Below are 24,943 nucleotides of genomic sequence, written 5' to 3' on the forward strand. Positions count from 1 at the left end.
GCTTCAGCCGCGAGAACTGCTCGTCGCTCAGCCAGAATTCCGTCATTCCCGCTCTCCTCTGAGAGCTTGAAGCACTGTTCGGCCAAGTCCGGAATCCCGCTTATGGGTCCAGACCCTAGCCCTCGCTCCACACCGCCAGCTCGTTGCCGGCTGGGTCCTTGAAGTGGAAGCGCCGTCCGCCCGGGAAGCTGAAGATGGGCCGGGTGATGGCGCCGCCCGCCGCCTTCACCTTGGCCTCCATGGCCTCGAGGTCGTGGGCGTAGAGGATGACGAGGGGATGCTTCACCGCCTCGACGGCGTCGGAATAGAAGCCGCCGTCCAGCCCTTCGTTGAAGGCCTGGTACTCGGGCCCGTAGTCCTGGAACGTCCAGCCGAAGGCCTGGGCGTAGAACGCCTGGGTCCGGCCCATGTCCCCGCCGGGGAACTCCACGTAGTCGATCTTGCCGTCCTGGCGCATGGCTGCGGCCTCCTGTCCGTTCGGAGGCCGAGCCTAGGTCCGGACGGTGGGCGGCGCAAGAACAAAAGAAGAACTGATCCACGATGATCCAGTCGGACCCCGGGCTGCCCATCGAGACACCGACCAGAACCATGCGGGCGCCGCCGACCATGTCGATCACGACGTCCGCGCCGGATTGGCCCGCGCTCCAGCTCGCGCCTGCCGGCCAGTCGTTCCCGGCGCCGCCGCGCCCCGCAGGCTCGGCCAGGCCAGGTTCTCGGCGGTCGTCCACGAGCCGGCGAGCTGGTAGCCGGCGGCCACCCTGCGGTCGGTGGGCGTGGAGCCGCCCGCGCCGGTGTGGCTGAAGGCGTCGGCGGCGACCATCCACTGGCTGTGCAGCTCGGCGGAATCGTTGAGCTGGAAGTCGAACGCCAGCGGCTGGACGCCGGCGGCGGCCCGCTCGGCGTTCACGAACTCCAGCATGTGCTGTTCGTACGGGGCTGGCGCGGACATGGGACCCTCAGACGCGCCTGCGAATCCTGGATGAACGCGGGAGCGTCAGGGCAGGGTCCAGACGGCCGTCTTCTTGACTTCCATATCTTCCAGCTCGCGGGTGGTCGGGACTTGATATTCCGCAAGCTTCTCAAGGCCCTCGCGCGGGAAGTAGCTGCGGCCGGGGTCGCCGATCAGAACGGTCGCGCCCTCGGCCCGGGCGGCGCCCAGCCAGGCCATGACCCGGGCGGCCAGCGGTTTCTCGTAGCAGATGTCCCCGGCCAGGATGACCTCGGCCCAGGCGGGCGGAGCTTGGTCCAGCAGGTCGGCGTCGGTGAACTCGCAGGCGACGCCGTTGGCCTCGGCGTTGACGGCCAGGGCCGCGCCGCAGAAGGGGTCGATGTCGGCGGCCAGCACGCGCGCCGCGCCCGCCTTCATGGCCGCGATGGCGACGATCCCCGAGCCCGAGGCGAAGTCGATGGCCCGCCTGCCCGCCACCGCCTCGGGATGGTCCAGGAGGTAGCGCGCCAGCGCCTGGCCGCCCGCCCAGGCGAAGGCCCAGAAGGGCGGCGGCAGGCCGATCTCGGCCAGGGCCTCCTCGGTGAGCCGCCAGATCGGCGTGATCTCGTCGGCCAGGCGCAGTTCCAGCTCGGGCGTGTGCGGCGGCCTCTGGGGGCGGGTGTTCTCGAGGATGAAGGCCCGGCGAGCTTCGGGCGTGGGCGCGATCATGCCGGGTCTCTAGCGCATCGCGGCGCATCGCGCGCCTCGCGCCTTTCGTCGCGCAAGCTTGGCCACAGGCGGCAAATCCTGGCAGGAAGCCGCCCCTTCCGGCGCGGCCGCGCCGTTCCGCCACCTGCACGAGACGTCGAGACATGCTTCGCCCCGCCGCGCTGATCGCCCTTGCGGTCCTGGCCGCCACCCCGGCCGCCGCGCAGTCCTTCCTGAAGGACCTCGCCAAGTCCGCCGCCCGCCAGGCCACCGAGGCGGCCGTGCGTAACGTCATGACGCCCCAGTCGAACGGCGGCAGAGCGTCCCAGGCCGGGCAGGCGCCAGCCAAGAGGTCGGCGGGCAAGGCCGGCCGCCCCTCGATGGGCGACATCGAACGTCCCGCGGACCTGGCGGAGAAGAAGAAGGCCCTGGACGACTTCAGCGCCTATCCCTGCGACGACTGCGAAGGCGGCCGCGGCTACGACTCCTGGGCCCGCCACGGGCTGAACATGGTCGGCGGCTCCGACTTCGAGAAGAAGGTCGGCGCGATGGGCGTCGGCGAAAGCCTGACCTGGAAGGGGCGGGCCGCCGACGGCGCTCTCACGGTGGTCGCCGACGCCGAGCACGAGGGCTTCCAGTGCAAGGAGGTCGTCTACAGGATGACCAAGGTGAAGACCAAGGCCACGGCCGAGCGCGAGGGCCTGTTCTGCCAGAACGCCGCCGGCGGCTGGGCCGAGGTTTACTAGGCCGGCCCGCCGGCGGCCCGCTAGAGCGGCTGGGCGTCGATCAGCCCGGCGGCCAGGGCGGCGCGCTTGTCGCTGTCGTTGCGCCAGCCGTGCATGCAGCCCTTCTGGATCAGGACGTCGCCGGCCTTGAGCAGGATGTCCTTGCCCTCGGACCAGGCTGGGCGCGTGCACGCTGTGGATCGACCTGCGCAGCTCGATCATCTGCTCGGGCGTGACCGCGGGCGTGTCCTGCTTGGCGGGAAGACCAGCATGCGGAACACCGCCCCGCCTTCCGGCGTCTCGGTGTTCAACCAGAGCTCGCGGATGCGGTTCTCCTTGAAGCCGGGCTCGATGTCGTCCTCGGACATGACGTCCGCCACCCCGTCGGCGCGGTTGGCCATCACATAGCGCTTCATCCCGAAGTCCCCCTGCCGGTGCGTTTCCGAGGGGAATTGGGCCGGCCGCGCGCCCGGCGCGGCAGGCTGCCAAGACGGACAAGCGTCCAGCGGAAGGGGCTAGGCGGACGCCCGCTCGGGCCTCGACGAGGCGAGCCGGAGCACCTCCACGTAGCCAGGGGCGCTCAGCATGCGGGGCGTCACGCCCTTGCGCTCCAGCAGCCGGCGGACCTTGGGCAGGTGGTAGCAGGGCACATGCATGAACATGTGGTGCTCGCAGTGGTAGTTGACCCAGTAGGGGGCCAGGAACGCTCGCTCGACCAGGTTGGCGTGGGTGGTGCGGGCGTGACGCAGGGGATCGGGCTCGTCCTTGGCCACCAGGGCGTGCTCGGCGATGTTGCGCAGGCGCGTGACCAGCGGCAGCCAGGTGGCCTGGGGCAGCAGCCACAGCACCGGCCACACCCACCACAGGCCGAACGGCGCGGTCAGCGCCACGGTGACGACCATGCCGCCGATGAAGCGCTTCCGGCGGACCACGGCGTCCTTGAGGATCGGCCAGAGCGGCTCGCCAGGCTTTCGGTCGCGGATGCGGTTCACCAGCCCCGACCACTTGAGCTTGTAGTAGGTCTGGCCGGTGAGGTCCCGGATCATCTTGCGGCGCAGGGACGTGGGCGTGATCGGGAAGGGGGCCGAGAGGACGAGGTCCGGGTCCTCGGCCTGCTGGGCGTACTTGTGGTGGCCCAGGTGGTAGGGCCGGTAGGGCTGAAGGTCGCCCGTCGTCAGGTGGTTTCCGACCCAGTCGTTGACCTTGAGGTTGGGGTGCAGGGCGCCGTGGGCGGCGTCGTGCATCAGGATGGCGAGGCCGAGCTGCCGGGCGCCGATGATCATCACCGCCAGCGGGATGGTGACCGGCCACACGACGGCCATGGCCCCGGCCAGGAAGATCACCGCCCAGGCGTGGGCCACCAGCGCGGGGCCCACCCAGGTCGAGCGGCGGGCGAGCGGCGCCCACTCCTCGGGGGTGAAGAAGTCCTTCGGATTGACGCGGGCGGCGGCGGGCATGGGCGGAATTCTACTCCCGCGCGCGCCTGCGAAACAGTGTGACGCCGGGTAAAGGCCCCTGGGGCAAGGCGCTCAGGGTCCGAACGCGCCCGCCGCGATGGCCACGAACAGCACGAGGCCCGCGAAGGTGTTCGACTTGAAGAGGAACAGCGCCTGCATCGGCGCATCGGTCCGCACGCGGCTCGCCTGCCACAGCAGGTGGACGGCGTAGAGGGCGAAGAGCGGCAGGAAGAGGGCGGAAAGGCCCGCCGTCAGCCCGGCGGCCAGCGCCAGCGCGAGCGACAGCGCATAGAACACGAACACCCCGCGCCGCACGTTCGCGCCCAACCTTAGGGTCGAGGACTTCACGCCCACCAGGGCGTCGTCCTCCAGGTCCTGGATGGCGTAGATGGTGTCGTAGCCGAGGGTCCAGAACAGGCCGCCCGCGTAGAGCAGCAGCGGCGCGAGCGTGAGCTCGCCTGTCGCCGCCGCGAAGCCCATCAGGGCGCCCCAGTTGAAGGTCAGGCCCAGCCACGCCTGTGGCCACCAGGTGATCCGCTTCATGAAGGGGTAGGCCGCCACCAGCGCCAGCGAGGCGACGCCCAGGGTTATGGCCAGCGGGCCCAGCGTCAGCAGGATGGCCAGCGAGACGAGACTGCAGCCCACGATGAAGGCCCAGGCCTGCTTCACGCCGATCTGGCCCGAGGCCAGCGGCCGCCCGGCGGTGCGCGCCACCCGGGCGTCGATGTCGCGGTCGACGATGTCGTTGTAGGCGCAGCCCGCCGCCCGCATCAGCGCCGCGCCGACGAAGAACTTCAGGAGCAGGATGGGGTCGGGAAGCCGGAGGGCCATGGCGTCCGCCAGCGCGATCCCCTGCCAGCCCGGCAGCATGAGCAGCCAGACGCCGGCGGGCCGGTCGAAGCGGCCGAGCTTCAGCCACGGGCGGAGCGGCGCGGGCGCGTGGCGGTCGACCCAGTTGGCGGGGGCGGCGTCGGGCAGGGGCGCGGTCTGGACCATGGGCCAGGGTTAGCAGAGCCGCCGGTGTGGCGGAAACGCCGCAGGAGCCGAGGTGATGGCCTAGGAGCGGGAGACGGCGTCCTCCAGCGCCCCCGCCAGGTCGCCGCGGCGTTCGACGCGGACGTCCTTCAAGCCCAGCCAGCCGGCCATGAGGCGCAGCTCCCCGGCCAGGCGCCTCGGCGTCTCGCCGCTGGCCCAGGGTTCGGCGTGGCTGGCCTGTACGATCAGGGTTCCGGCCTTGCGGTCGGCCTTAAGGTCGACGCGGGCGGTGATGGCGTCGCCTTCCAGGAACGGCAGGACGTAGTAGCCGTGCGTGCGTTTCTCGGCCGGGGTGTAGATCTCGAGCCGCACCTTCACGCCGAACATCCGCTCGGTGCGGTCGCGGAACCAGATCAGGTTGTCGAAGGGCGACAGCAGGGCGTGGGCGGCCACCTTCCGAGGCCGCCGGGCCGCTGGATCGAGATAGGCCCGTTCGCGCCAGCCCTTGACCTGGACGGGCAGGAGGTCGCCCGCCTCCACCAGTTCGGCGAGGCGGAGCTTGGTGTCCTCCACCCCCATCCGGAAGTAGTCGCGCAGATCGCGCGCCGTGGCGATCCCCATGGCCCGGGCGGCGATCTTCAGGAGTTCGCGCTGGGCGTCTTCGCGGGAGGGCGTCGGCGCCTCGCGCACCGCCTTGGGCAGCACCTTGTCGGGCAGGCCATAGACCCGCTCGAAGGTTCCGCGCCGCGTCGCCGTGGTGAGTTCCCCGGTCCAGAACAGGCCCTCCACGGCCTTCTTGGATTCGCTCCAGCCCCACCAGCCGCCCTGGCCCTTGTGACCCATCTCCAGCTCGGAGGCCGACAGCGGACCGCGCGCGCGGATTTCCTCCAGCACCCTGTCCACGAAGTCGCGCCGCTCGCGCAGGAAGCGGGCGATGCCCTTCCAGGCGCCGACGCCCCGCTGGGCGTCCTCCATCCGCCAGCGGAACAGCGGCTGGCTGGCCAGCGGGAGCAGGCTGGCCTCGTGCGCCCAATACTCGAAGAACGCCTTCTTCCGGCCCCAGGCGATCTCCTCCAGAAGCCCGCGCGGATAGGCGCCCAGCCGCGAGAACGCCGGCAGGTAGTGGGTGCGCGAGACCACGTTGACGCTGTCGATCTGCACCACCCCCAGCCGGTCCACCAGCTTCGTAAGCTGCCGGCGGCCGACCTCGCCGTCGGTCCGGACCCCGAAACCCTGGGCCGCGAGGGCGATGCGCCGGGCCTCGCCGGCGGTGAGCGAATCCTTCATGCGCCGCAGGCTAGGGTGAGAACGAAAAAAGAACAATGCTCGCTGGCGTCAGCGGTAAAGCCGGTCCAGCGCCTCGGCCGAGAAGGGGAACAGCACCTTGGGGTCGGGCTCGGGGGCCTCGTCGGCGATGTGCGACGGCGCGAGAGTCTTCAGCAGGTGGCGCATGATGTTGGAGCGGGCCTCGCGCTTCTTGTCGGTCCGCACGATGGTCCAGGGCGCCTCGCGGCAGTGGGTGCGGGTCAGCATCTCGTCGCGGGCCTTGGTGTAGGCGTCCCACTTCTCCTGGGCCACGGCGTCCAGGGGGCTGACCTTCAGCGCCTTCAGGGGATCGGCCCGGCGGGCGTCCAGGCGCCTGGCCTGCTCCTCGCGGGAGATGTCCAGCCAGAGCTTCACGATCTGCAGCCCGCCGTCGACCAGCATCTGCTCGATGGCGGGGACTTCCCGCAGGAAGGTCTCCTGCTCGTCGGGCGTGGAGAAGCCCATCACCCGTTCGACGCCCGCCCGGTTGTACCAGGAGCGGTTGAAGATCACGAACTCGCCGGCCGCCGGCAGGTGGGCCACGTAGCGCTGGAAGTACCACTGGCTGCGCTCGCGGTCGCTGGGCTTGGGCAGGGCCACGACCCGGGTGGCGCGGATCGACAGGTGCTCGACGATGCGCTTGATCGCCCCGTCCTTTCCCGCCGCGTCCCGGCCCTCGAAGATCACCAGGTCCTTCTGGCCGGTCAGGATGGCGTGCTGCTGGAACCGCACCAGGGCGGTCTGGAGGGCTTCGGTGTCGTCGCGGGGCTTGGCCATGACGGCATAATGCGCGGAACGCCCAGGGAGGCTAGAAGGCGCGGATGATCCGTCTGTTCGTCACCCACGACCTGGCCGCTGGCCGGGAGTTCTCCCTCGACGAGGGCCAGAGCCACTACCTGGCGGCGGTGATGCGGGCGAAGGCGGGCGACGAGCTGCGGGTCTTCAACGGCCGCGACGGCGAGTGGCGCGCCCTGGTGGCGGCGGTGGGCAAGCGGGCCGTCGCCCTGCAGGTGATCGACCCCGCCCGGCCGCAGGGCGAGGGGCCCGACCTCGATCTTGTCGTCGCCCTGGTGAAGCGGGGCGCGCTGGAGACCATCGTCGAGAAGGCCGCCGAACTGGGCGTCCGCCGCATCCGGCCGGTGGTCACGGAGCGCACCAACGCCGACCACACCCGCACGGACCGCCTGCGGGCCATCGCCATGGAAGCCTCGGAGCAGACCGGCCGGCTGGACGTGCCGCAGGTTCTGGAGCCGGTGAAGCTGGACGCCCTGGTCGCTGGCTGGGAAGAGGGCCGGCGGCTGTTGTTCTGCGACGAGGGCGGCGAGGCCCGTCCGGTGCTGGAGGCCCTGGAGGGCGCCGGCGAAGGCCCCTGGGCGGTGCTGGTCGGACCTGAGGGCGGCTTCTCGCCCCGGGAGCGGGGGATGCTGCGGGCGCTGCCCTACGCCACGCCCGCGACGCTGGGCCCGCGGATCCTGCGGGCCGACACCGCGGCGATCACGGCGCTCGCCCTGTGGCAGGCGAAGCTCGGCGACTGGCGCTCTTGAGCTTCGCCGGATTTGCCCCCACCTAGCTGGACGACGTAAAAGATCAGGGCTGAGCGGGACCTCGCCCGCCGTGATCCGGGTTTATCCCTCCCTGAAGGGGGATGACGGGGAGGTTTCTTATGGCCGATGTCGCCTGCGACGATCGCCCGCTCGTGTTCGAAGACCTGGTCCGCTGGTTCGAGAAGGGCGCCAAGCCCGCCAGCGAATGGCGCGTGGGCGCCGAACACGAGAAATTCGTCTTCAAGCTGGGGAGCCACGAGGCCGTCCCCTATGAGCCGGGCGGCATCAAGGCGCTGCTGGACGGCCTGACCCGCTTCGGCTGGAAGCCGGTGTACGAGGGCGACAACGTGATCGCCCTGGAGCGGGGCATGGCCAGCGTCAGCCTGGAGCCCGGCGGCCAGTTCGAGCTTTCGGGCGCGCCGCTCGAAACCATCCACGAGATCTGCGAGGAGACCGGCGGCCACCTCCAGGAGGTGAAGGTCGTGGCCGACGAGCTGGGGCTGGGCTTCCTGGGCCTGGGCTTCGCGCCCACCTGGACCCGCGAGCAGGTCCCGGTGATGCCCAAGGGCCGCTACAAGATCATGCGGGCCTACATGCCAAAGGTCGGGTCCATGGGCCTCGACATGATGTTCCGCACCTGCACGGTGCAGGCCAACCTCGACTTCGGCTCGGAAGCCGACATGGTGGCCAAGTTCCGCACCTCGCTGGCCCTGCAGCCGATCGCCACGGCCCTCTTCGCCAACTCGCCGTTCAAGGAGGGCAAGCCCACCGGCCTGCTCTCGACCCGCGCCAACGTATGGACCGACACCGATCCCGACCGCACGGGCATGCTGGACTTCGTCTTCGAGGACGGCTTCGGCTTCGCGGCCTACGCGAACTACGCCCTCGACGTGCCGATGTATTTCGTGAAGCGCGGCGGAGAGTACATCGACGTGGCCGGCCGCTCGTTCCGCGATTTCATGGAAGGCCGGCTGCCCGAGCTGCCGGGCGAGCGGCCGACCCTCAAGGACTGGGCCGACCACACCACCACCATCTTCCCCGAGGTGCGGCTGAAGCAGTACCTGGAGATGCGCGGCGCGGACTCCGGGCCGTGGAGCCGGCTCTGCGCGCTTCCGGCGCTGTGGATGGGCATCCTCTACGACGGCGCGGCGCTGGCCGCGGCCTGGGACCTCGCCAAGGACTGGGCCATCGAGGACCACGAGCGCCTGCGCGCCGACGTGGCCCGCCTGGGCCTCAAGGCGCAGGTCGGCGGCCGCTCGGTGCAGGACGTGGCGAAGGACATGCTGGCCATCGCCGGCGAGGGCTTGAAGCGCCGCAACCGCCTGTCGGGCGGCCTTGTCGACGAGAGCGGCTACCTGAGCGAGCTTGAGCACATCGCCGAGACCGGCGTCACGCCGGCCGAGCGGCTGCTGGAGCTCTACGAGACCCGCTGGGGCGGCGACGTCGGCCACGTCTTCGAGGACTTCGCCTACTAGCGTCCCTCTAGCGCAGCCCGCCGTCGGCGTCGGGGCCCTCGACGTTGGGCGGCCAGCGGTCCTTCTGGGAATGGCCGTCGCCGGCGTCGGTGTGCTGGACGATCTGGTCCACGTCCTCGCGCGCGAGGTCGTCGTGATGGCGGCGGTGCGGGTTCACCTGGGCGTCGTCCACCTCGTAGACCTCGACCCGGTCGGGGTAGAAGGCGATCCGCCCGGCGATCTGGCCCATGGCCGGGAAGGGCGCCTCGTAGCTCCAGGCCACGTTGTCCTCGATCCGGCTTTCCATCCTGAGGGTGAAGTACGAGGCGTCGCCCTTGTAGGGGCAGTGCGTCCGCAGGTCGGTGCGGCCCATGTACTCCATCGCCACGTCCTCGCGCGGGAAGTAGACCACGGGTCCCAGGTTCGCCTCGCGCAGGATCAGCGCGTCGTTGGTGTCGGCGATCACGTGCCCCTCGAAGAGGGCGCGCCAGCGGTTCTTCGCCGGCTCCAGGGTGATCGGATGGTCGGGACCGGGGGGCGGCATGTCGAGGCTCCTCCTTGCGGCCTAGAACGCCGCCGAGGCCGGCAAGGCTCCGGCTTTGCGACGAGTTCGGAATATGGGGGCGCCGCCTTGCTTGCGCCCCCAGGCGCCGCGTGATTTTCTCCCCGCCAAATCCGAGGCGCTGGGCGAAAGCCGCCCAAGCCCCTTGGAATCCATAGGGAACCGGAATCTCCCCCACATGAACCTGATCGTCCTGATCGGCATCGCGATCACGCTCGTCACCGGCCTGCCGGTGCTGATGCAGATGCTGAAGAACCATCCGCGGGGCCTGATGGTCCTGTTCTTCGCCGAGATGTGGGAGCGCTTCTCCTACTACGGCATGCGCTCGATCCTCATCTTCTACCTGACCCAGCACCTGCTGTTCGACGACGAGACCGCGAGCGCCCAGTACGGGTCCTACACCTCGCTCGTCTACCTGCTGCCCCTGCTGGGCGGCATGCTGGCCGACCGCTACCTTGGCACGCGGAAGGCCGTGGCTTTCGGCGCCCTGCTGCTGGTGGCCGGCCACATCACCATGGCGGTCGAGGGCGCGCCCGCGCAGCAAACCCTGACCTACGCCGGCCAGAGCTACCAGGTGGCCTCGGAAGGCCGCATGGAGGAGCGCCAGGTCCGTCTGATCGTCGCGGGCAAGCCCTACGAGTTCGGCCCCGCGGCGAACGGCGGCCTGGAGATCAAGAACCTGCCGGCCGACGCGCCGCTGCCCGCCGTCCTGCCGGATGGCCAGTACCAGCTGGTCAACAAGGTCGATCCGTTCGGCGAGAACGCCTTCTACCTGGCGGTCAGCCTGATCATCATGGGCGTGGGCTTCCTGAAGCCCAACATCTCCACCATCGTGGGCCAGCTCTATCCGCAGGGCGACCCCCGGCGGGATTCCGGCTTCACCCTCTACTACTATGGCATCAACCTCGGCGCCTTCTGGGCCTCGGTGCTCTGCGGCCTCTTGGGCGCCACCTACGGCTGGTGGGCCGGCTTCGGCCTGGCCGGCGTCGGCATGGCCGCCGGCTGGGTGGTCTTCGTGCTCGGCAAGAAGCACCTGCAGGGCAAGGGCGAGCCCCCGGATCCGGCGCTGCTGGCCAAGCCGGTGGTGGGGCCGATCAACCGCGAATGGCTGATCTACGGCCTGGGCCTCGTGGGCGTGCTGCCGGTCTGGTGGCTGGTGCAGCGCAACGCGGTGGTGGGCCAGGCGCTGACCTGGTCCTCCATCCTGGCGTTCCTGTTCATCGCCTACGTCGTCGCCGTGGTCTGCAAGACCTGGGTCGAGCGCCAGCGGATGATGCTGGCCGTGGTCCTTATCCTGGGGGCCGTGGTGTTCTTCACCCTGTTCGAACAGGCCGGCACCTCGCTCAACCTGTTCGCCGCGCGCAACGTGGCGCTGGTGGGCGTCAGCGCCGCCCAGACCCAGTCGTTCAACGCCGGCTGGATCCTCATCTTCGCGCCGATCTTCGCGGCCATGTGGGCCTGGCTCGCGGCGCGCAAGCGCGATCCCGACCCGACGCTGAAGTTCGGCCTGGGCCTGCTGCAGGTCGGCCTGGGCTTCATGGTGGTGGTGTGGGGCGCGGGGTTCGCGGACGAGAACTACCGTCTGCCGATGATCTTCCTGGCCCTGCTCTACATGTTCCACACCACGGGCGAGCTCTTCCTGTCGCCGGTGGGCCTCTCCGAGATCACCAAGCTGTCCCTGGCCAAGGTGGTCTCGTTCATGATGGCGGTGTGGTTCCTGGCCTCGTCCATCGCCCAATACGTGGGCGGCTGGATCGCCGGCATGGCGGGCACGCACACCGTGGGCGGCCAGGTCACCGACCCGGCGGCCTCGCTCGCCGCCTCGCTGAAGGTGTTCAACATGCTGGGCCTGTGGGGCATGGGCATCGGGGCCGGCTTCGTCGTCCTCAGCTTCTTCATCAAGGGCTGGGCGCACGGGGTGAACGACCCGGCCAACCATCCTCAGCCTGAGCCGATCGCGCCCGTCCTCGACGGCGAGCGCCAGGCGGTGAGCCCGGCGGCGGTCCGCAACGACGCGGCCTCCTAGAGCCTTTCCCGTTCAAACGGAATCGCTTGAACGGGGAAAAAGGCCCTAAATCAAAGCCTTGAGCGCGACCTGATCGCAAGACCGGGTCCACTCTTGCGGATCGCGCTCTAGGGACGGCCGCGAACGCCGGAAACGACGAAGGCCGCGGAGCGATCCGCGGCCTTCTTGCTTTCGGGGGATGGCGGGGCGGCTCAGCCCCCGAAGGTCTTGCGCAGCCGGACGTAGAACATGCGCCCGAACGCCAGGTCGCGGTCGTCGGTATAGAGCAGCGGCGCGGCGCCCCGCGGTCCGTCCCAGACCTTGCGGTTGAAGCGGATGCCGCGGCTCGTCAGGTTGGGGAACTCCACCCGCAACTGCAGGTCGGGCTGGAGCCGCCGCTCGATCCAGGGGCGGACGTAGGCGTTGTGCAGCTTCACCTCCTGGATCGAGTCGAAGCGGTATTCGGTCTCGGTCCAGCCCGAATAGATGTCGAAGCCGTAGCTCATCCGCCAGCGGGGCAGGTCCTGGCTGAAGTTGATCTCCCACTCCAGCGGACGCAGCTCGGAGATGCGGCGCTGCTCGTCCGTGGTGGGGTCGGTCACCTTGGACCGGCGCCAAGTCCCCTGGCCCTTCAGCAGGGCGCCCTTCAGGCCCAGGCCGTCCAGCGGCGCGGTGAGGTTCAGGATCAGCTCGTCCTTGGTCCCGCTGCCGATGTTCATCGGCGTGTCGAAGTAGCTGACGGTGACCGCCCCGGTGACCGGATCCACCGTGCGGGATTCGATGGGCCCGCGGTCCACGACATCGCTCAGCTCGGAGTGACGGAGGGTGATCACGCCGGTGGCGCCCCACAGCTTCTGCTCGAACGCCGCCTCGGCCACCCAGGCCTGTTCCGGGTCGAGGTCGGGATTGCCCGCGCTGACGCCGGCGCCGGTGTTGAAGTCCGACGAGGCGACGAAGTCGTCGAAGTTGAGCTGACCGACCACGCGCTCGACGCGCATGCGCAGCTGGGTCTCAGGCCGAGGGGCCCAGGTCACCAGCACGCGGGGCTTGAGGAACTGGAGGGTCTTCTCAAGCTCGACGTCGCCCTCCGATGAGATGCGGGAGGCCTCGAAGCGCACCCCCGCGTCCACCGTCCAGGTGTCGAGCGGACGCCAGGTGCTTTTGGCGAAGAGCTCCCCGCGCTTCTCTTTCACGTCCACGTCCGCGGCCGGCAGGTCCACAGCCTCGCCGTTGACCGTCAGGGCGGTGCGGCTCGCCAGCTCGTTCAGCGCCATCTCGCCGCCGGCCTCGAACGACAGGCGGTCGCTCCAGCGGTACTTGAGGACGGCCCGGCCGATGGTCTCGCTGTTGTCGCGGTTCAACTGGAAGAGCTGGTCGCCCGATCCGTCGGCGAAGCGCGAGTTGATCTCGCGCTCCTTGTCCTGCCGCAGGCCGATCAGCTCCAGCTTGGTGCGCGCGCCGAAGTCGCGGTCGTAGCGGACGCCGAACTCGGTCTGGTCGGTCAGGTAGAGGTCGTCGGTGGTCTCCACGCCCAGGTCGGCGGGCTCGAGGTAGCGGTTGTCCTCCTCGAACTTCCACTTCTCGGTGAAGTAGCGGCCGTTGAGGCCGATGCGCCCGCCGGCCAGCGGTTGCCGGTAGCCGGCCGTCAGCGTCTTCTGCAGACCGTCGCTCTCACCATCCACCCGCGAGCGGCGCAGGACCTCGCCGTTCGGGCCGAGACGGAACTGCGGGCCGTGGTCTCCGCCGTCGTCGTTGCCGTAGCCGTAGCGGGCCGAGCCCTCCCATTCGCGACCGCCGCCGCCGCCCGATAGTTCGAGGCGCATTCCGTGCATGTTGCGCCCGTCCGAGAGATGGTTGTTGGCCACGGCGTAGAGACCGCGCAGGCCGCTCGCTCCGTTCTTGCGCACGACGTTGGCCAGCACCGCCTTGCCCTGCATGTCGATGCCCGGCGCGCCGCCGCGGATCAGTTCGATGCGCTCCACCTGGCCGGCCGGGATGCGGCGCAGCCGCTCCTCCAGGTCGTCGGTCTTGCTGGTTGGACGCTGGCCATCGATCAGGGCGTTGCCGCCGCCGCCTTCGAACCCGCGGATGGAATCGCCGGTATCAAGGGCGAAGCCGGGCAGGCGGATCAGCATCTCCCAGGCGTTGGCCGGCTGCTGAGCGGCGAAGAACTCCGGCGGATAGCTGACGATGCCCTGCTGGACGGCGGCTTCCGGAATCGCGGCTGCGGCCGCCTGAGCGACGGCGTGAACGATCAGCATAGTGAACTCCCCAAGTCGGGGGGGAGGTGACCCGCGACCCGGGGTTGAAGCCAATTAAATGGCCGTAAGGTGGATTAAATCGCCGAAAGGTTTGCGGCGCCCGCGGGTCTCAGGAGGAGAATATTCCCCTTCAGACGCTGGTGCCGCCGACCGTCAGCCCGGTGATCTTCAGCGAGGGCTGGCCCACGCCGACCGGCACGCTCTGGCCCGACTTGCCGCAGACGCCGATGCCCGGGTCGAAGTCGAAGTCGTCGCCGATCATGGTGACGCGGGTGAGCGCCGAGGGACCGTCGCCGATCAGGGTCGCGCCCTTCACCGGGGTGGTGATCTTCCCGTCCTCGATCAGATAGGCCTCGGTGCACTGGAAGACGAACTTTCCGTTGGTGATGTCCACCTGGCCGCCGCCGAAGTTGGCGCAGTAGAGCCCGCGCTTCGTGGAGGCGATCATCTCCTCCCGCGGGGTGTCGCCGCCCAGCATGCCGGTGTTGGTCATCCGCGGCATGGGCATGTGGGCGTAGGATTGGCGCCGCGCGTTGCCGGTGGGCGAAAGGCCCATCAGGCGCGCGCTCTGGCGGTCGTGCATGTAGCCCACCAGCACGCCGTCCTCGATCAGGATGGTGCGCTGGGTCGGCGTGCCCTCGTCGTCCACGGTGAGCGAGCCGCGGCGGCCCAGGATGGAGCCGTCGTCGAAGACGGTGACGCCCGGCGCGGCCACGCGCTCGCCGATCTTGCCCGAGAAGGCCGACGTGCCCTTGCGGTTGAAGTCGCCCTCCAGGCCGTGGCCGACCGCCTCGTGCAGCAGCACGCCGTTCCAGCCGGGGCCCAGGACCACGTCCATCTCGCCGGCCGGGCACGGGACGGCGTCCAGGTTGACCAGCGCCTGGCGCAGCGCCTCGTCCACCTGGGCCTGCCATTTGTCGGGGGTGATCCAGGTCTCGAAGCCCGCCCGGCCGCCGGCGCCTGTGTAGCCGTTCTCCCGGCGGCCATCGCGCTCGACGGTCACCTGCACGTTGATCCGGCACAGCGGGCGCACGTCGCGGATCAGCCGCCCGTCGGCCCGCAGGATCTCGACCGTCCGACGCTCGCCGGCGAGGCTCACCATCACCTGGCAGACGCGCGGATCGCGGGCCCGGGCCCAGGCGTCCACCTCCTGCAGCAGGGCCACCTTGTCGGCGAAGGCGGGTGAGGCGAGGGGATCGTCCTCGCCGTAGAGCTTGGCGTTGGTGGCGCGCGGCCCCTCCGCGGCCACGCCCTCGTAGCCGCGCTTGGCCAGCGCGGCGGAGGCGGCGGCGCGGCGTATCGCCGCTTCCGAGATTTCGCTGGCGTGCGCATAGCCCGCCGTCTCGCCGGCCACGACGCGCAGGCCGAAACCCTCGGTCGAATCATAGGCCGCCGACTTCAGGCGCCCGTCATCGAACAGGAAGGATTCGCTTTCCGAGCGCTCGACGAACAGCTCCCCGTCGTCGGCGCCGGCGAGCGCCTCCCCAAGCGCCTCGCGGGCGCGGCCAGGATCGACGCCGGCGGACTCGAGGATGGACGGAGCGGGGGAATGGGCGTTCATGCCGCCAAGATAGGAACACGCCGCGGTTCCGTCACCTGCGACCCTCCCGTCGGGGATCGATTCCCGGAAAACGGGAGTCCGCCAGCCAGGGCGCCGTAGCGGCGCCTCGCGGCCGTCAACCCGCGCCTTGACCCCGATCATGGACATGCGGCGCGCGCGAAGCGCCGCTACCGCCTTGGCAAGCCCAGTCTATGCGCGTATGGACCCCCGCTGAGTGGGCCGGGCGGGCGCCAAGCCGCGCGCGTGCGCGCCTGTTCTCCAGTCGGCGGAGGTTGCTCCAAGTTGGCGGAGCGCCGTCGGCCAACCAGACCGAGGGGACATGAAGTCGAGGTTTCAGGGTTTGCGGACGCTGGCGGCGGGGCTCGCCGCGGCCGCTACGGGGGCGTTCTGGGCCGCAGGCGCCTTCGCCGAGGATAGGGTGGGCCAGCCGACGCCCGGCGCCATCGACCTGCAGCCGGGGGTGACCCCGCTGCGCGAAGACGCGATCTTCTTCCACAACGCGATCCTGCTGCCGATCATCACGGCCATCACGCTGCTGGTGCTGGGCCTGCTGGTGTGGGTGATCGTCCGCTACAACAAGCGGGCCAACCCGGTGCCGGCGCGCTGGAGTCACAACACGCCGATCGAGGTGGCCTGGACTCTCGTCCCGGTCCTGATCCTCGTGTTCATCGCGATCTTCTCGTTCAAGCTGCTCTACGCCTACCACGACATGCCCAAGCCCGACCTGACGGTGAAGGCGACCGGCTACCAGTGGTACTGGGGCTACGAGTACCCCGACCAGAACATCTCCGAGTTCGTCTCGAACGTGCTGCCCGAGGACCAGGCCAAGGCCAAGGGCGTGCCGTTCCGCCTGGCCGCCACCGAGCCGCTGGTGGTGCCGGTGAACAAGACGGTCCGCGTGCTGGTGACCGGCGCCGACGTGATCCACGCCTTCGCCGTTCCCTCCTTCGGCGTCATCATCGACGCCGTCCCGGGCCGGGTGAACGAGACCTGGTTCAAGGCCGACCGCGTGGGGACCTTCTACGGCAACTGCCGCGAGCTCTGCGGCGTCGACCACGCCTTCATGCCCATCGAGGTGCGTGTGGTGACCCAGGCCGAGTTCGACCAGTGGGTGGCCTCCAAGGGCGGCGGCAAGCCCGCCGCCACGCCGACGGCGCTCGACGCCGCCGCCACGGTCGCCGGCGCCACGAACACCGAGGCGGCTCCGGCCGCCGCGGACGCGGCACAGCCCGCCGCCGCCACTCAGCCTGCGCCCACCGCGCCGGCCGCGAAATAAGCCAGGATTAGAGTAAGATGGCACACGCCGCCGCTCACGATCACGACCATAAGCCGGGCTTCATCGCCCGCTGGTTCTTCTCGACCAACCACAAGGATATCGGGACCCTCTACATCCTGTTCGCCATCATGGCGGGCCTGGTCGGGGGCGCCCTGTCGGGCCTGATCCGCTGGGAGCTCGCCGAGCCGGGCATCCAGGTGTTCAGGGAAGGCTCGCTGCTCGCGCAGTTGGGCCTCATCGACCCGACCAAGCACGGGTACAACGTCGTGGTCACGGCCCACGCCCTGATCATGGTGTTCTTCGTGGTCATGCCCGCCACCATGGGCGGCTTCGGCAACTGGTTCGTGCCGCTGATGATCGGCGCGCCGGACATGGCCTTCCCGCGGATGAACAACATCTCGTTCTGGCTGCTGTTCGTCGCGTTCTGCCTGCTGACCCTGTCGCTGTTCGTCGACGGCGGTCCGGGCCGCGGCTTCGGCGGCGGGTGGACGGCCTATCCGCCGCTCTCGACCTCGGGCCACACCGGCCCGTCGATGGACCTGGCCATCCTGTCGCTCCACCTGGCGGGCGCCAGCTCGATCCTGGGCTCGATCAACTTCATCACCACGATCTTCAACATGCGCGCGCCGGGCATGACCCTGCACCGCATGCCCCTTTTCGCCTGGGGGGTCCTGGTGACCGCGTTCCTGCTGCTGCTGTCGCTGCCGGTGCTCGCCGGCGCGATCACGATGCTGCTCACGGACCGCAACTTCAACACCCACTTCTTCGACGCGGCCGGCGGCGGCGACCCGGTGATGTACCAGCACCTGTTCTGGTTCTTCGGTCACCCCGAAGTGTACATCATGATCCTGCCGGGCTTCGGCATCATCAGCCACATCGTCTCGACGTTCTCGAAGAAGCCGATCTTCGGCTACCTCGCCATGGCCTACGCCATGGTGGCCATCGGCTTCATCGGCTTCGTCGTGTGGGCGCACCACATGTACACGGTGGGCATGCCCATCAACCTGCGCGCCTACTTCGTGGCCGCGACCATGGTCATCGCCGTGCCGACGGGCGTGAAGGTGTTCTCGTGGATCGCCACGATGTGGGGCGGCTCCATCGAGTTCAAGACGCCCATGCTGTGGGCGATCGGCTTCATCTTCCTGTTCACGGTGGGCGGCGTCACGGGCGTCGTGCTGGCCAACGCCGGCATCGACTACAGCCTCCACGACACCTACTACGTGGTGGCCCACTTCCACTACGTGCTCAGCCTGGGCGCCGTGTTCTCGATCTTCGCCGGCTTCTACTACTGGTTCGAGAAGATGTGGGGCGTGAAGTACCGCGAGTGGCTGGGCGCCCTGCACTTCTGGGTCACCTTCATCGGCGTGAACCTGATCTTCTTCCCGCAGCACTTCCTGGGCCTTCAGGGCATGCCGCGCCGCTACGTGGACTATCCGGAGGCCTTCACCCTCTGGAACCAGGTGTCTTCGCTGGGCTACGTCGTCACGATCGTCGGCGTGGGGATCTTCCTGGTCATGCTGCTCGACGCGATGGTCTTCCGCCGCAAGGCCGAGGCCAATCCGTGGGGCGAAGGCGCGACGACGCTGGAGTGGACCCTTCCCTCCCCGCCGCCCTTCCACCAGTTCAATGAGCTGCCGGTGGTGAAGCCGGACGTCCACTAGGGCGCCCGCTTCCGCCAAGACCACATCGGGGGGCGCGTCCGCGAGGGCGCGCCCTTCGGACATTAAGAGTATATCGGCATGGCCATGGCTTCGGCCCCTCCCACGACCCGCGCACCGGCCCGCTGGCAGGACTTCCTCCAGCTGCTCAAGCCGCGCGTCATGTCGCTGGTGGTGTTCACGGCCCTGACCGGCCTCGTCTGCGCAGACCGGGCCATCTCGCCGGTGCTGGCGGCCGTGGCGATCCTCTGCATCGCCGTGGGCGCGGGCGCGTCCGGCGCGCTCAACATGTGGTGGGACGCCGACATCGACGCGAAGATGCGCCGCACGCGCGGCCGTCCCGTCCCGGCCGGCCGGGTGCAGGGCGCCGACGCCCTGGCGCTCGGCGTCATATTGTCGCTGTTCTCGGTGATGCTGATGGGCATGGCGGCCAACTGGTTCGCCGCGGGCCTCCTGGCCTTCACCATCTTCTTCTACGCCGTGATCTACACGATGTGGCTGAAGCGCTGGACAACCCAGAACATCGTGATCGGCGGACTGGCCGGCGCACTGCCGCCGGTGATCGGCTGGGCCGCGGCGACGGGCAGCGCCCCGCTGAACGCCTGGCTGCTGTGCCTGATCATCTTCATGTGGACCCCGCCGCACTTCTGGGCGCTCAGCCTCTACACCAGCGAGGACTACGCCAAGGCCGGCGTGCCGATGATGCCGGTGGTGCGGGGCGCGGCCTCCACCCGCCGGCAGGTCTGGATCTATTCGCTTCTGCTCGTGCCGGTCTGCCTGGCCCCGGCGGCGACCGGCCTCGGCGGTCCCTATTATCTGGGGGTGGCCGGGGGCGGCGGGGCGGTGTTCCTGCTGCTGGCCTGGCGGCTGCTGCGCAGCAAGGCGGGCGAGGCGGCCGATCCGCGCAACGACGACGGACTGTACGACGTCCGCGCCGGCGCCCGGGATGCGCGCAATCTGTTCGCCTTCTCGATCCTGTACCTCGCCCTTCTCTTCGCCACCCTGCTGGCCGAGCACCTGCTCGGCGTGATCCCCCTGGAGCTCGTCTAGATGAGCGATCCCGCCCGAGAATCCGAAACCGAGGCCAAGGCCCGGCGCGGCCGCAACGTCGCCCTGGCCCTGGGCCTGGCGCTATTTGTCATCCTGGTCTTCGTCGTCACCTTGGTTAAGCTGGGCGGCAATGTCCTCCAACGACCCTTCTGACCCGCAGGTCCGGTGCAACCGCCGGGTCGCGATCATCTGCGCCGCCGCCTTCGTGGGCATGATCGGCGCGGCCTACGCCTCGGTGCCGCTCTACCGGGCCTTCTGCCAGCTCACCGGCTTCGACGGGACCACCCGCAAGGCCGAGGCGGCGCCGGGCGCCGTGCTGGACAAGACGCTCACCATCCGGTTCGACGCCAACGTCCGCGACCTGCCCTGGACCTTCGTGACCAAGCAGACGTCGCAGACGGCCAAGATCGGAGAGACCAAGATCGCCTTCTTCCAGGTCACCAACAATTCCGACAAGCCGATCACCGGCCGGGCGGTCTTCAACGTGGTGCCCGAGCAGGCCGGTCCCTATTTCCAGAAGCTCGACTGCTTCTGCTTCTCCGACCAGACGGTGGGCCCTGGCCAGACCGTCGACATGCCAGTCCTGTACTTCGTCGATCCGAAGTACGCCGACGATTTCGAGACCAAGGGGAAGTCCGAGGTGACGCTGTCGTATACCTTCTTCCCCTCGACGAGCGCGCCGGCGCCGGCGCGCGCCGACCTGCATCCGGCCAAGACCGCGGGCGCGAAGGGCTGATGGGCCTTTTCCCCTCTTGGCGAGACGGTCGGCGCGAGGCTATAGCGTCCGCGACTTTACCGCCGTGCGACTCCCGAGGGGGGAGCCTGGGACCGGCGGCCTTAGGGATTTGAGGGGTTAGGACCGAAATGGCCGAAGGCGTCAAACACGACTATCACCTGGTCAATCCGAGCCCCTGGCCGCTGGTCGGCTCGCTCTCCGCCATGGTGATGGCGATTGGCGGCGTGACCTGGCTGAAGGGCCTGTTCGGCATTCCCGCGGGGACGCCTTGGCTGTTCTTCGCCGGCCTTGCGGGCGTGCTCTACACCATGGCCGGCTGGTGGCGCGACGTGGTCAAGGAGGCCAACGCCGGCGACCATACCCCGGTCGTGTCGATCGGCCTGCGCTACGGCATGATCCTGTTCATCGCCTCCGAGGTGATGTTCTTCGTCGCCTGGTTCTGGATGTTCTTCGAGATGGCGCTGTTCCACGAGGTCCGCGCCCACTCGGCCATCGAGGAAGTGCGCGCCGCCTGGGCCACCTGGCCGCCGCATGGCGTCGAGACGGTGCCGGCCTGGGAGCTGCCGCTGGTCAACACCCTGGTGCTGCTGCTGTCGGGCACCACGGTCACCTGGGCCCACCACGCCCTTCAGCAGGGCGACCGCAAGGGCGCCAAGATCGGCCTGATCCTGACCGTCATCCTGGGCGCGCTGTTCACGGCGATCCAGGCCTACGAGTACCACCACATCCTGACCCACAAGTACTTCTTCTCCGAGGAAGCGGCGAACGCCGGCCTCTACGGGTCGACGTTCTTCATGGCCACGGGCTTCCACGGCTTCCACGTGCTGATTGGCACCATCTTCCTGCTGGTCTGCCTGCTTCGGCTCATGGGCGGCGGCTTCACCCCGCAGAAGCACTTCGGCTTCGAGGCGGCCGCCTGGTACTGGCACTTCGTCGACGTGGTGTGGCTGTTCCTGTTCGCCTTCGTCTACGTGATCTTCGGGGGCCCCGCGCACTAAGGTGACCAGGCCCAATCCGCTGCTGGCAGGGGCGGCCGGGCGCTGTCCCAACTGCGGAGAGGGTCACCTCTTCGACGGCTTCCTCAAGGTGGCCGCGCGCTGCGAGGCCTGCGGCTACGACCTGGCGAAGGCCGACTCCGGCGATGGGCCGGCGGTCTTCGTGATCCTGATCGCAGGCTGCATCGTGGCCTTCGCGGCCCTCTTCACCGAGGTGGCGCTCAGCCCCCCGGTATGGGTCCATCTCGTCATCTGGCTGCCGCTCACCTTGGTCCTCGTGCTCGCCCTGCTGCGACCGATGAAGGGGCTGATGCTGGCCGCCCAGTTCATGAACAAGGCGTCCGAAGCCCGCCGTGACTGAGCGCCGCGGATTCCCCGTCGGCCTGACCGTCGCCACGGCCGTCGCCCTGGCGATCCTGCTTTCGCTGGGGACGTGGCAAATCCAGCGCCTGGCCTGGAAGCGCGACCTCATCACCCGCATCGAGGCGCTCAAGGCCGCGCCCGCCCGCCCGCTCGCTCCCGTCCTCGACGGCCTGGCCGCCGCCGAAGACGTGGAATTCACGCGGGTCAGCGTCGTCTGCCCGGGCCTGGCGCGCGCGCCCTACGTCGAGTTGTACGGTCTCCGCGACGGCCAGGCGGGCGTGCGCCTCATCTCGGCCTGCGCGGCGCCCAGCCTGCGCTACCGCACCATCCTGGTGGACCGCGGCTTCGTGCCCGACACCGTCTCGGCCCGCCCGCCCGTCGACGCAGGCGATCGCACGCCGGTCGAGGTCGTGGGCGTGCTGCGCGCGCCCGAGCCCGCCAATGCCTTCTCGCCGCCGAACCGGCCGGACCGCTGGTTCACCCGCGACGTCGCGGGCATGGCCCAGGCGCTGAGGGCCCCGAGCCCCGCGCCGGTGTTCCTGATGGCCGAAACCTCCTCCAATCCCGAGTGGAAGGCGCTGGTCCCGGCGCCCGTCCCCACCGGAATCACCAACCGGCACCTCGAGTACGCGGTGACCTGGTACGGCCTTGCCGCGGCCCTCCTCGGCGTCTATGCGGCCGTGCTCCTCAGGAGGCGGAAGAGTTGATGCGCTATATCTCGACCCGCGGGCAGTCGCCCTCGGTCGGCTTCACCGATGCGGTCCTGGCCGGTCTCGCCCCCGACGGCGGCCTCTACGTTCCCGACACCTGGCCGGCGTTCAGCCGCGAGACGATCGCGGGCTTCGCGGGGCGTCCCTACGCCGAGGTCGCCGCCGAGGTGATCGGCGCCTTCGCCGGCGACGAGATCGCGCCCGAAGACATGCGCCGGATGTGCGAGGAGGCCTATGCGACCTTCAACCACAAGGCCGTCGTCCCCCTGGTGCAGATAGGCCCCGACGTTTTCCTGGCCGAGCTGTTCCACGGGCCGTCCCTGGCGTTCAAGGACGTGGCCATGCAGATCCTTGCCCGCCTCTACGATCACCTGCTGGGGGCTCAGAACCGGACCCAGACCATCGTCTGCGCCACCTCGGGCGATACCGGCGGGGCGGCGGTTGAGGCCTTCCGCGGCCGCAAGAACGTGAAGATCGTGGCCCTCTTCCCCGAAGGCCGCATCTCGGAGGTCCAGCGGCGGTTCATGACCACCGCTGAGGAGGACAACGTCGCCTGCGTGGCCGTGAAGGGCACCTTCGACGACTGCCAGGCGATCGTGAAGCAGACCTTCCAGGACCAGGCCCTGCGTCAGGCCGTGGACCTGTCGGGCGTGAACTCCATCAACTTCGCCCGCATCGCCGCCCAGGCGGTCTACTACTTCACCACGGCCGTGGCGCTGGGCGCGCCGCACCGGCCGGCGAGCTTCTGCGTGCCGTCCGGCAACTTCGGCGACGCCTTCGCGGGCTACGTGGCCATGCGCATGGGCCTGCCGGTGGCCCGCATCGTGGCCGCCACCAACGCCAACGACATCCTGTCCCGCGCGTTCGAGACGGGCCGCTATGCGCGCGGCGCGGTCCAGGCGACCATCTCGCCCGCCATGGACATCCAGTCCGCCTCGAACTTCGAGCGCCTCTATTTCGAGGGCGTCCGCCGCGATCCGGTCGAGACCGCCCGGGCCTTCCAGGCCTTCGGCGAGGCCGGCGCGCTCGACATCCCGCCCCAGGCCTTCGCCACGATGCGCGAACTGTTCCGGGGCGTGGCCATCGGCGAGGACGAGACCGTGCGCACCATCGTCTCAACCCTCAACGAGACCGGCGAACTCATCGACCCGCACACCGCCGTGGGCGTCGCCGCCCTGCGCCACGTGGACGACCTGAGGGGGCCCGTCGTCGTGCTCTCCACCGCTCATGCCGCCAAGTTCCCCGAGGATGTGGCCAAGGCCAGCGGCGTGACGCCGGCCCTGCCGCGCGGCGTCGCCAACCTGGCCGACCGGCGCGAGCGCTACGAGCACCTGCCGGCCGAGGCCGAGACCATCAAGGCCTATGTCCGCGCCTTCGCCGAAAGCTGAGGGGCCGCGCCTGCACGTCCTGGGCAACGGGGTGCGGGTGATCTGCGACCCCATTCCGGGCTGGCAGACGGTGGCCCTGTCGGTGGTGGCCGGCCGCGGCGCGCGGTTCGAGGACGAGGCCCGCTCGGGCTGGTCGCACCTGCTGGAGCACATGGTCTTCAAGGGGGCCGGCGGCCGCTCGGCCCGCGAGATCGTCGAGGTCATCGAGGCCGAAGGCGGCCACATCAACGCCGCCACCGGCTACGAGCGCACCAGCTTCCAGGTGCGGGCGCTGAAGGGCGGGCTGGACCTGGGCTCGTCGGTGATCGCCGACCTGGTGCTGCGCCCGACCATGGACCCCCACGATCTCGTCCGGGAGAAGCAGGTGGTGGGCCAGGAGATCGCCGAGGCCGCCGACACCCCCGACGACCTGGTCTTCGAGCTCGCCCAGGAAGCCGCGTTCGGCGGCCAGCCGCTGGGCCGGCCGATCCTGGGGACCCCGGCCTCCATCGGGACGGCGACGCCGCAGACCCTGTCGGCCTGGCGCGAGGCGCTCTACGCGGCCCCGTCGCTGGTGGTCAGCGCCTCGGGGGCCGTGGACGAGGACGAGCTGCTGCGGGTCGCCGAGCGGGACTTCGGCGGGGCCGGCGGGACGCCGGTCCCAGATCCGGCGCCGGCGGCCTTCCAGGGCGGCGTGCGGGCGGTGGCCAAGCCGCTGGAGCAGGCCAACCTCGTGCTGCTGCTGCCGGCCGTGGGCGTGCACGACCCCGATTATTTCGCCCTGCGGCTGCTGGCCGAGATCCTTGGCGGCGGCATGGCCTCCCGCCTCTTCCAGGAAGCCCGCGAGAAGCGGGGTCTGGCTTACGCCATCGACGCCTATTCCGAGACCTACGCCGACACCGGCGTGCTGGGCGTGTTCGCCGGCTGCGCCGCGGGCGACGCCGCCGAGCTCGCAGAAGTGACCCTGGGCGAGATCCAGGGGATGACCGAACCCGTTCCCGAGGCCGAGCTGGCGCGGGCCAAGGCCCAGCTCAAGGGCGGCATGTTCATGGGCCGCGAGGCGGCGCTCGCCCGCGCCGAGCAGGCGGCCGGGCAAGTGCTGCTGTTCGGCCGCACGCTCGATCCCGAGGACGTGGCCGCCCAGGTGGACGCGGTGACGGCCGAGCAGCTCGCCGCCCTCACGCGGAAGATCCTGGCGCCCGGCAAGGCGGCCGTGGCGGCGCTCGGTCCCAAGGCGGCCATGAAGTCCGCCGAGCTGTTCGGGCGCGCGCTGGGCGGCTAGCGCTTCTTCCTCAAATCGGCG

The 24,943-nt window shown here is 69.8% G+C and carries 25 protein-coding genes; 14 read left to right on the plus strand and 11 right to left on the minus strand.

Annotated features, from left to right (window positions below):
• Positions 1–115 precede the first annotated feature (115 nt).
• From ACK4TT_RS08870 to ACK4TT_RS08880, 3 genes are all read right to left on the minus strand, one after another.
• The gene (locus ACK4TT_RS08870; RefSeq protein ID WP_409642571.1) at positions 116–457 is read right to left on the minus strand and encodes a VOC family protein; all 342 of its coding nucleotides are present in this window, start codon (positions 455–457) and stop codon (positions 116–118) included.
• Between the two features lie 156 nt (positions 458–613).
• Complete coding sequence (locus ACK4TT_RS08875; protein ID WP_409642573.1) at positions 614–949, minus strand: CAP domain-containing protein; 336 nt, start codon at positions 947–949, stop codon at positions 614–616.
• A gap of 45 nt (positions 950–994) precedes the next feature.
• Positions 995–1,657 carry a class I SAM-dependent methyltransferase gene (locus tag ACK4TT_RS08880; protein WP_410212844.1) on the minus strand — a complete coding sequence of 221 codons (663 nt, stop codon included), beginning with the start codon at positions 1,655–1,657 and terminating at the stop codon, positions 995–997.
• A 143-nt stretch (positions 1,658–1,800) separates the two neighbouring features.
• Here ACK4TT_RS08880 and ACK4TT_RS08885 point away from each other — a divergent pair, with 143 nt between their 5' ends.
• Positions 1,801–2,382 carry a hypothetical protein gene (locus tag ACK4TT_RS08885; RefSeq protein WP_410212845.1) on the plus strand — a complete coding sequence of 194 codons (582 nt, stop codon included), beginning with the start codon at positions 1,801–1,803 and terminating at the stop codon, positions 2,380–2,382.
• Between the two features lie 197 nt (positions 2,383–2,579).
• Here the strand turns inward: ACK4TT_RS08885 and ACK4TT_RS08890 are convergent, their stop codons facing one another.
• The 5 genes from ACK4TT_RS08890 to ppk2 all read right to left on the minus strand — a co-directional run bounded on the left by ACK4TT_RS08890 (position 2,580) and on the right by ppk2 (position 6,875).
• A complete protein-coding gene (locus tag ACK4TT_RS08890) occupies positions 2,580–2,777 on the minus strand; it encodes a hypothetical protein (RefSeq protein WP_409642579.1) in 198 nt (65 codons plus the stop codon).
• Between the two features lie 99 nt (positions 2,778–2,876).
• Positions 2,877–3,818 (minus strand): fatty acid desaturase family protein, encoded by a 942-nt coding sequence (locus ACK4TT_RS08895; RefSeq protein ID WP_409642581.1) that lies wholly within the window; start codon positions 3,816–3,818, stop codon positions 2,877–2,879.
• A gap of 72 nt (positions 3,819–3,890) precedes the next feature.
• Entirely contained in the window at positions 3,891–4,814 is a 924-nt protein-coding gene (gene ubiA / locus ACK4TT_RS08900; RefSeq protein WP_409642583.1) for a 4-hydroxybenzoate octaprenyltransferase, read from the minus strand.
• 60 nt (positions 4,815–4,874) lie between these two features.
• Positions 4,875–6,080: a winged helix-turn-helix domain-containing protein gene (locus ACK4TT_RS08905; protein ID WP_410212846.1), complete on the minus strand. Its 1,206-nt coding sequence runs from the start codon at positions 6,078–6,080 to the stop codon at positions 4,875–4,877.
• A 48-nt stretch (positions 6,081–6,128) separates the two neighbouring features.
• Positions 6,129–6,875: a polyphosphate kinase 2 gene (gene ppk2, locus ACK4TT_RS08910; protein WP_409642587.1), complete on the minus strand. Its 747-nt coding sequence runs from the start codon at positions 6,873–6,875 to the stop codon at positions 6,129–6,131.
• 44 nt (positions 6,876–6,919) lie between these two features.
• On the opposite strand from ppk2, the gene ACK4TT_RS08915 reads away from it, so the two are divergent.
• Together ACK4TT_RS08915 and ACK4TT_RS08920 are read left to right on the plus strand one after the other, a co-directional pair.
• Complete coding sequence (locus ACK4TT_RS08915; protein ID WP_410212847.1) at positions 6,920–7,642, plus strand: 16S rRNA (uracil(1498)-N(3))-methyltransferase; 723 nt, start codon at positions 6,920–6,922, stop codon at positions 7,640–7,642.
• 119 nt (positions 7,643–7,761) lie between these two features.
• Entirely contained in the window at positions 7,762–9,117 is a 1,356-nt protein-coding gene (locus ACK4TT_RS08920) for a glutamate--cysteine ligase (RefSeq protein WP_410212848.1), read from the plus strand.
• A gap of 7 nt (positions 9,118–9,124) precedes the next feature.
• Here the strand turns inward: ACK4TT_RS08920 and ACK4TT_RS08925 are convergent, their stop codons facing one another.
• Positions 9,125–9,640: a DUF427 domain-containing protein gene (locus ACK4TT_RS08925; RefSeq protein ID WP_410212849.1), complete on the minus strand. Its 516-nt coding sequence runs from the start codon at positions 9,638–9,640 to the stop codon at positions 9,125–9,127.
• A gap of 196 nt (positions 9,641–9,836) precedes the next feature.
• Here ACK4TT_RS08925 and ACK4TT_RS08930 point away from each other — a divergent pair, with 196 nt between their 5' ends.
• A complete protein-coding gene (locus tag ACK4TT_RS08930) occupies positions 9,837–11,684 on the plus strand; it encodes a peptide MFS transporter (protein WP_409642595.1) in 1,848 nt (615 codons plus the stop codon).
• A gap of 191 nt (positions 11,685–11,875) precedes the next feature.
• Here ACK4TT_RS08930 and ACK4TT_RS08935 read toward each other — a convergent pair whose 3' ends face one another.
• Together ACK4TT_RS08935 and tldD are read right to left on the minus strand one after the other, a co-directional pair.
• A complete protein-coding gene (locus tag ACK4TT_RS08935; RefSeq protein ID WP_409639607.1) occupies positions 11,876–13,924 on the minus strand; it encodes a TonB-dependent receptor plug domain-containing protein in 2,049 nt (682 codons plus the stop codon).
• A 130-nt stretch (positions 13,925–14,054) separates the two neighbouring features.
• Complete coding sequence (gene tldD, locus ACK4TT_RS08940; protein ID WP_409639604.1) at positions 14,055–15,485, minus strand: metalloprotease TldD; 1,431 nt, start codon at positions 15,483–15,485, stop codon at positions 14,055–14,057.
• Positions 15,486–15,804: 319 nt separating this feature from the next.
• On the opposite strand from tldD, the gene coxB reads away from it, so the two are divergent.
• From coxB to ACK4TT_RS08990, 10 genes are all read left to right on the plus strand, one after another.
• Positions 15,805–16,761: a cytochrome c oxidase subunit II gene (gene coxB, locus ACK4TT_RS08945; protein ID WP_409639601.1), complete on the plus strand. Its 957-nt coding sequence runs from the start codon at positions 15,805–15,807 to the stop codon at positions 16,759–16,761.
• A gap of 17 nt (positions 16,762–16,778) precedes the next feature.
• On the plus strand, positions 16,779–18,422 hold the full coding sequence (gene ctaD / locus ACK4TT_RS08950) for a cytochrome c oxidase subunit I (protein ID WP_409639598.1): 1,644 nt from the start codon (positions 16,779–16,781) through the stop codon (positions 18,420–18,422).
• Between the two features lie 78 nt (positions 18,423–18,500).
• Positions 18,501–19,469: a heme o synthase gene (gene cyoE / locus ACK4TT_RS08955; RefSeq protein WP_409639595.1), complete on the plus strand. Its 969-nt coding sequence runs from the start codon at positions 18,501–18,503 to the stop codon at positions 19,467–19,469.
• Positions 19,470–19,622, plus strand: a complete 153-nt coding sequence (locus tag ACK4TT_RS08960; RefSeq protein WP_410212850.1) for a hypothetical protein — start codon at positions 19,470–19,472, stop codon at positions 19,620–19,622.
• Positions 19,600–20,205, plus strand: coding sequence for a cytochrome c oxidase assembly protein (locus ACK4TT_RS08965; protein ID WP_410212851.1), 606 nt, complete (start codon positions 19,600–19,602; stop codon positions 20,203–20,205). The genes ACK4TT_RS08960 and ACK4TT_RS08965 overlap by 23 nt, the downstream gene beginning before the upstream one ends.
• 128 nt (positions 20,206–20,333) lie before the next feature.
• Entirely contained in the window at positions 20,334–21,203 is an 870-nt protein-coding gene (locus ACK4TT_RS08970; protein ID WP_409639586.1) for a cytochrome c oxidase subunit 3, read from the plus strand.
• A gap of 1 nt (position 21,204) precedes the next feature.
• Entirely contained in the window at positions 21,205–21,561 is a 357-nt protein-coding gene (locus ACK4TT_RS08975) for a DUF983 domain-containing protein (RefSeq protein ID WP_409639584.1), read from the plus strand.
• Positions 21,554–22,270, plus strand: coding sequence for an SURF1 family protein (locus tag ACK4TT_RS08980; protein ID WP_410212852.1), 717 nt, complete (start codon positions 21,554–21,556; stop codon positions 22,268–22,270). Before ACK4TT_RS08975 ends, ACK4TT_RS08980 begins: the two co-directional genes overlap by 8 nt.
• A complete protein-coding gene (gene thrC, locus ACK4TT_RS08985) occupies positions 22,270–23,661 on the plus strand; it encodes a threonine synthase (protein WP_410212853.1) in 1,392 nt (463 codons plus the stop codon). The genes ACK4TT_RS08980 and thrC overlap by 1 nt, the downstream gene beginning before the upstream one ends.
• On the plus strand, positions 23,636–24,922 hold the full coding sequence (locus ACK4TT_RS08990) for a M16 family metallopeptidase (protein ID WP_410212854.1): 1,287 nt from the start codon (positions 23,636–23,638) through the stop codon (positions 24,920–24,922). Before thrC ends, ACK4TT_RS08990 begins: the two co-directional genes overlap by 26 nt.
• Positions 24,923–24,943: the final 21 nt, after the last annotated feature.

It is taken from the genome of Phenylobacterium sp. (assembly GCF_046463815.1).
Lineage (GTDB): Bacteria > Pseudomonadota > Alphaproteobacteria > Caulobacterales > Caulobacteraceae > Phenylobacterium.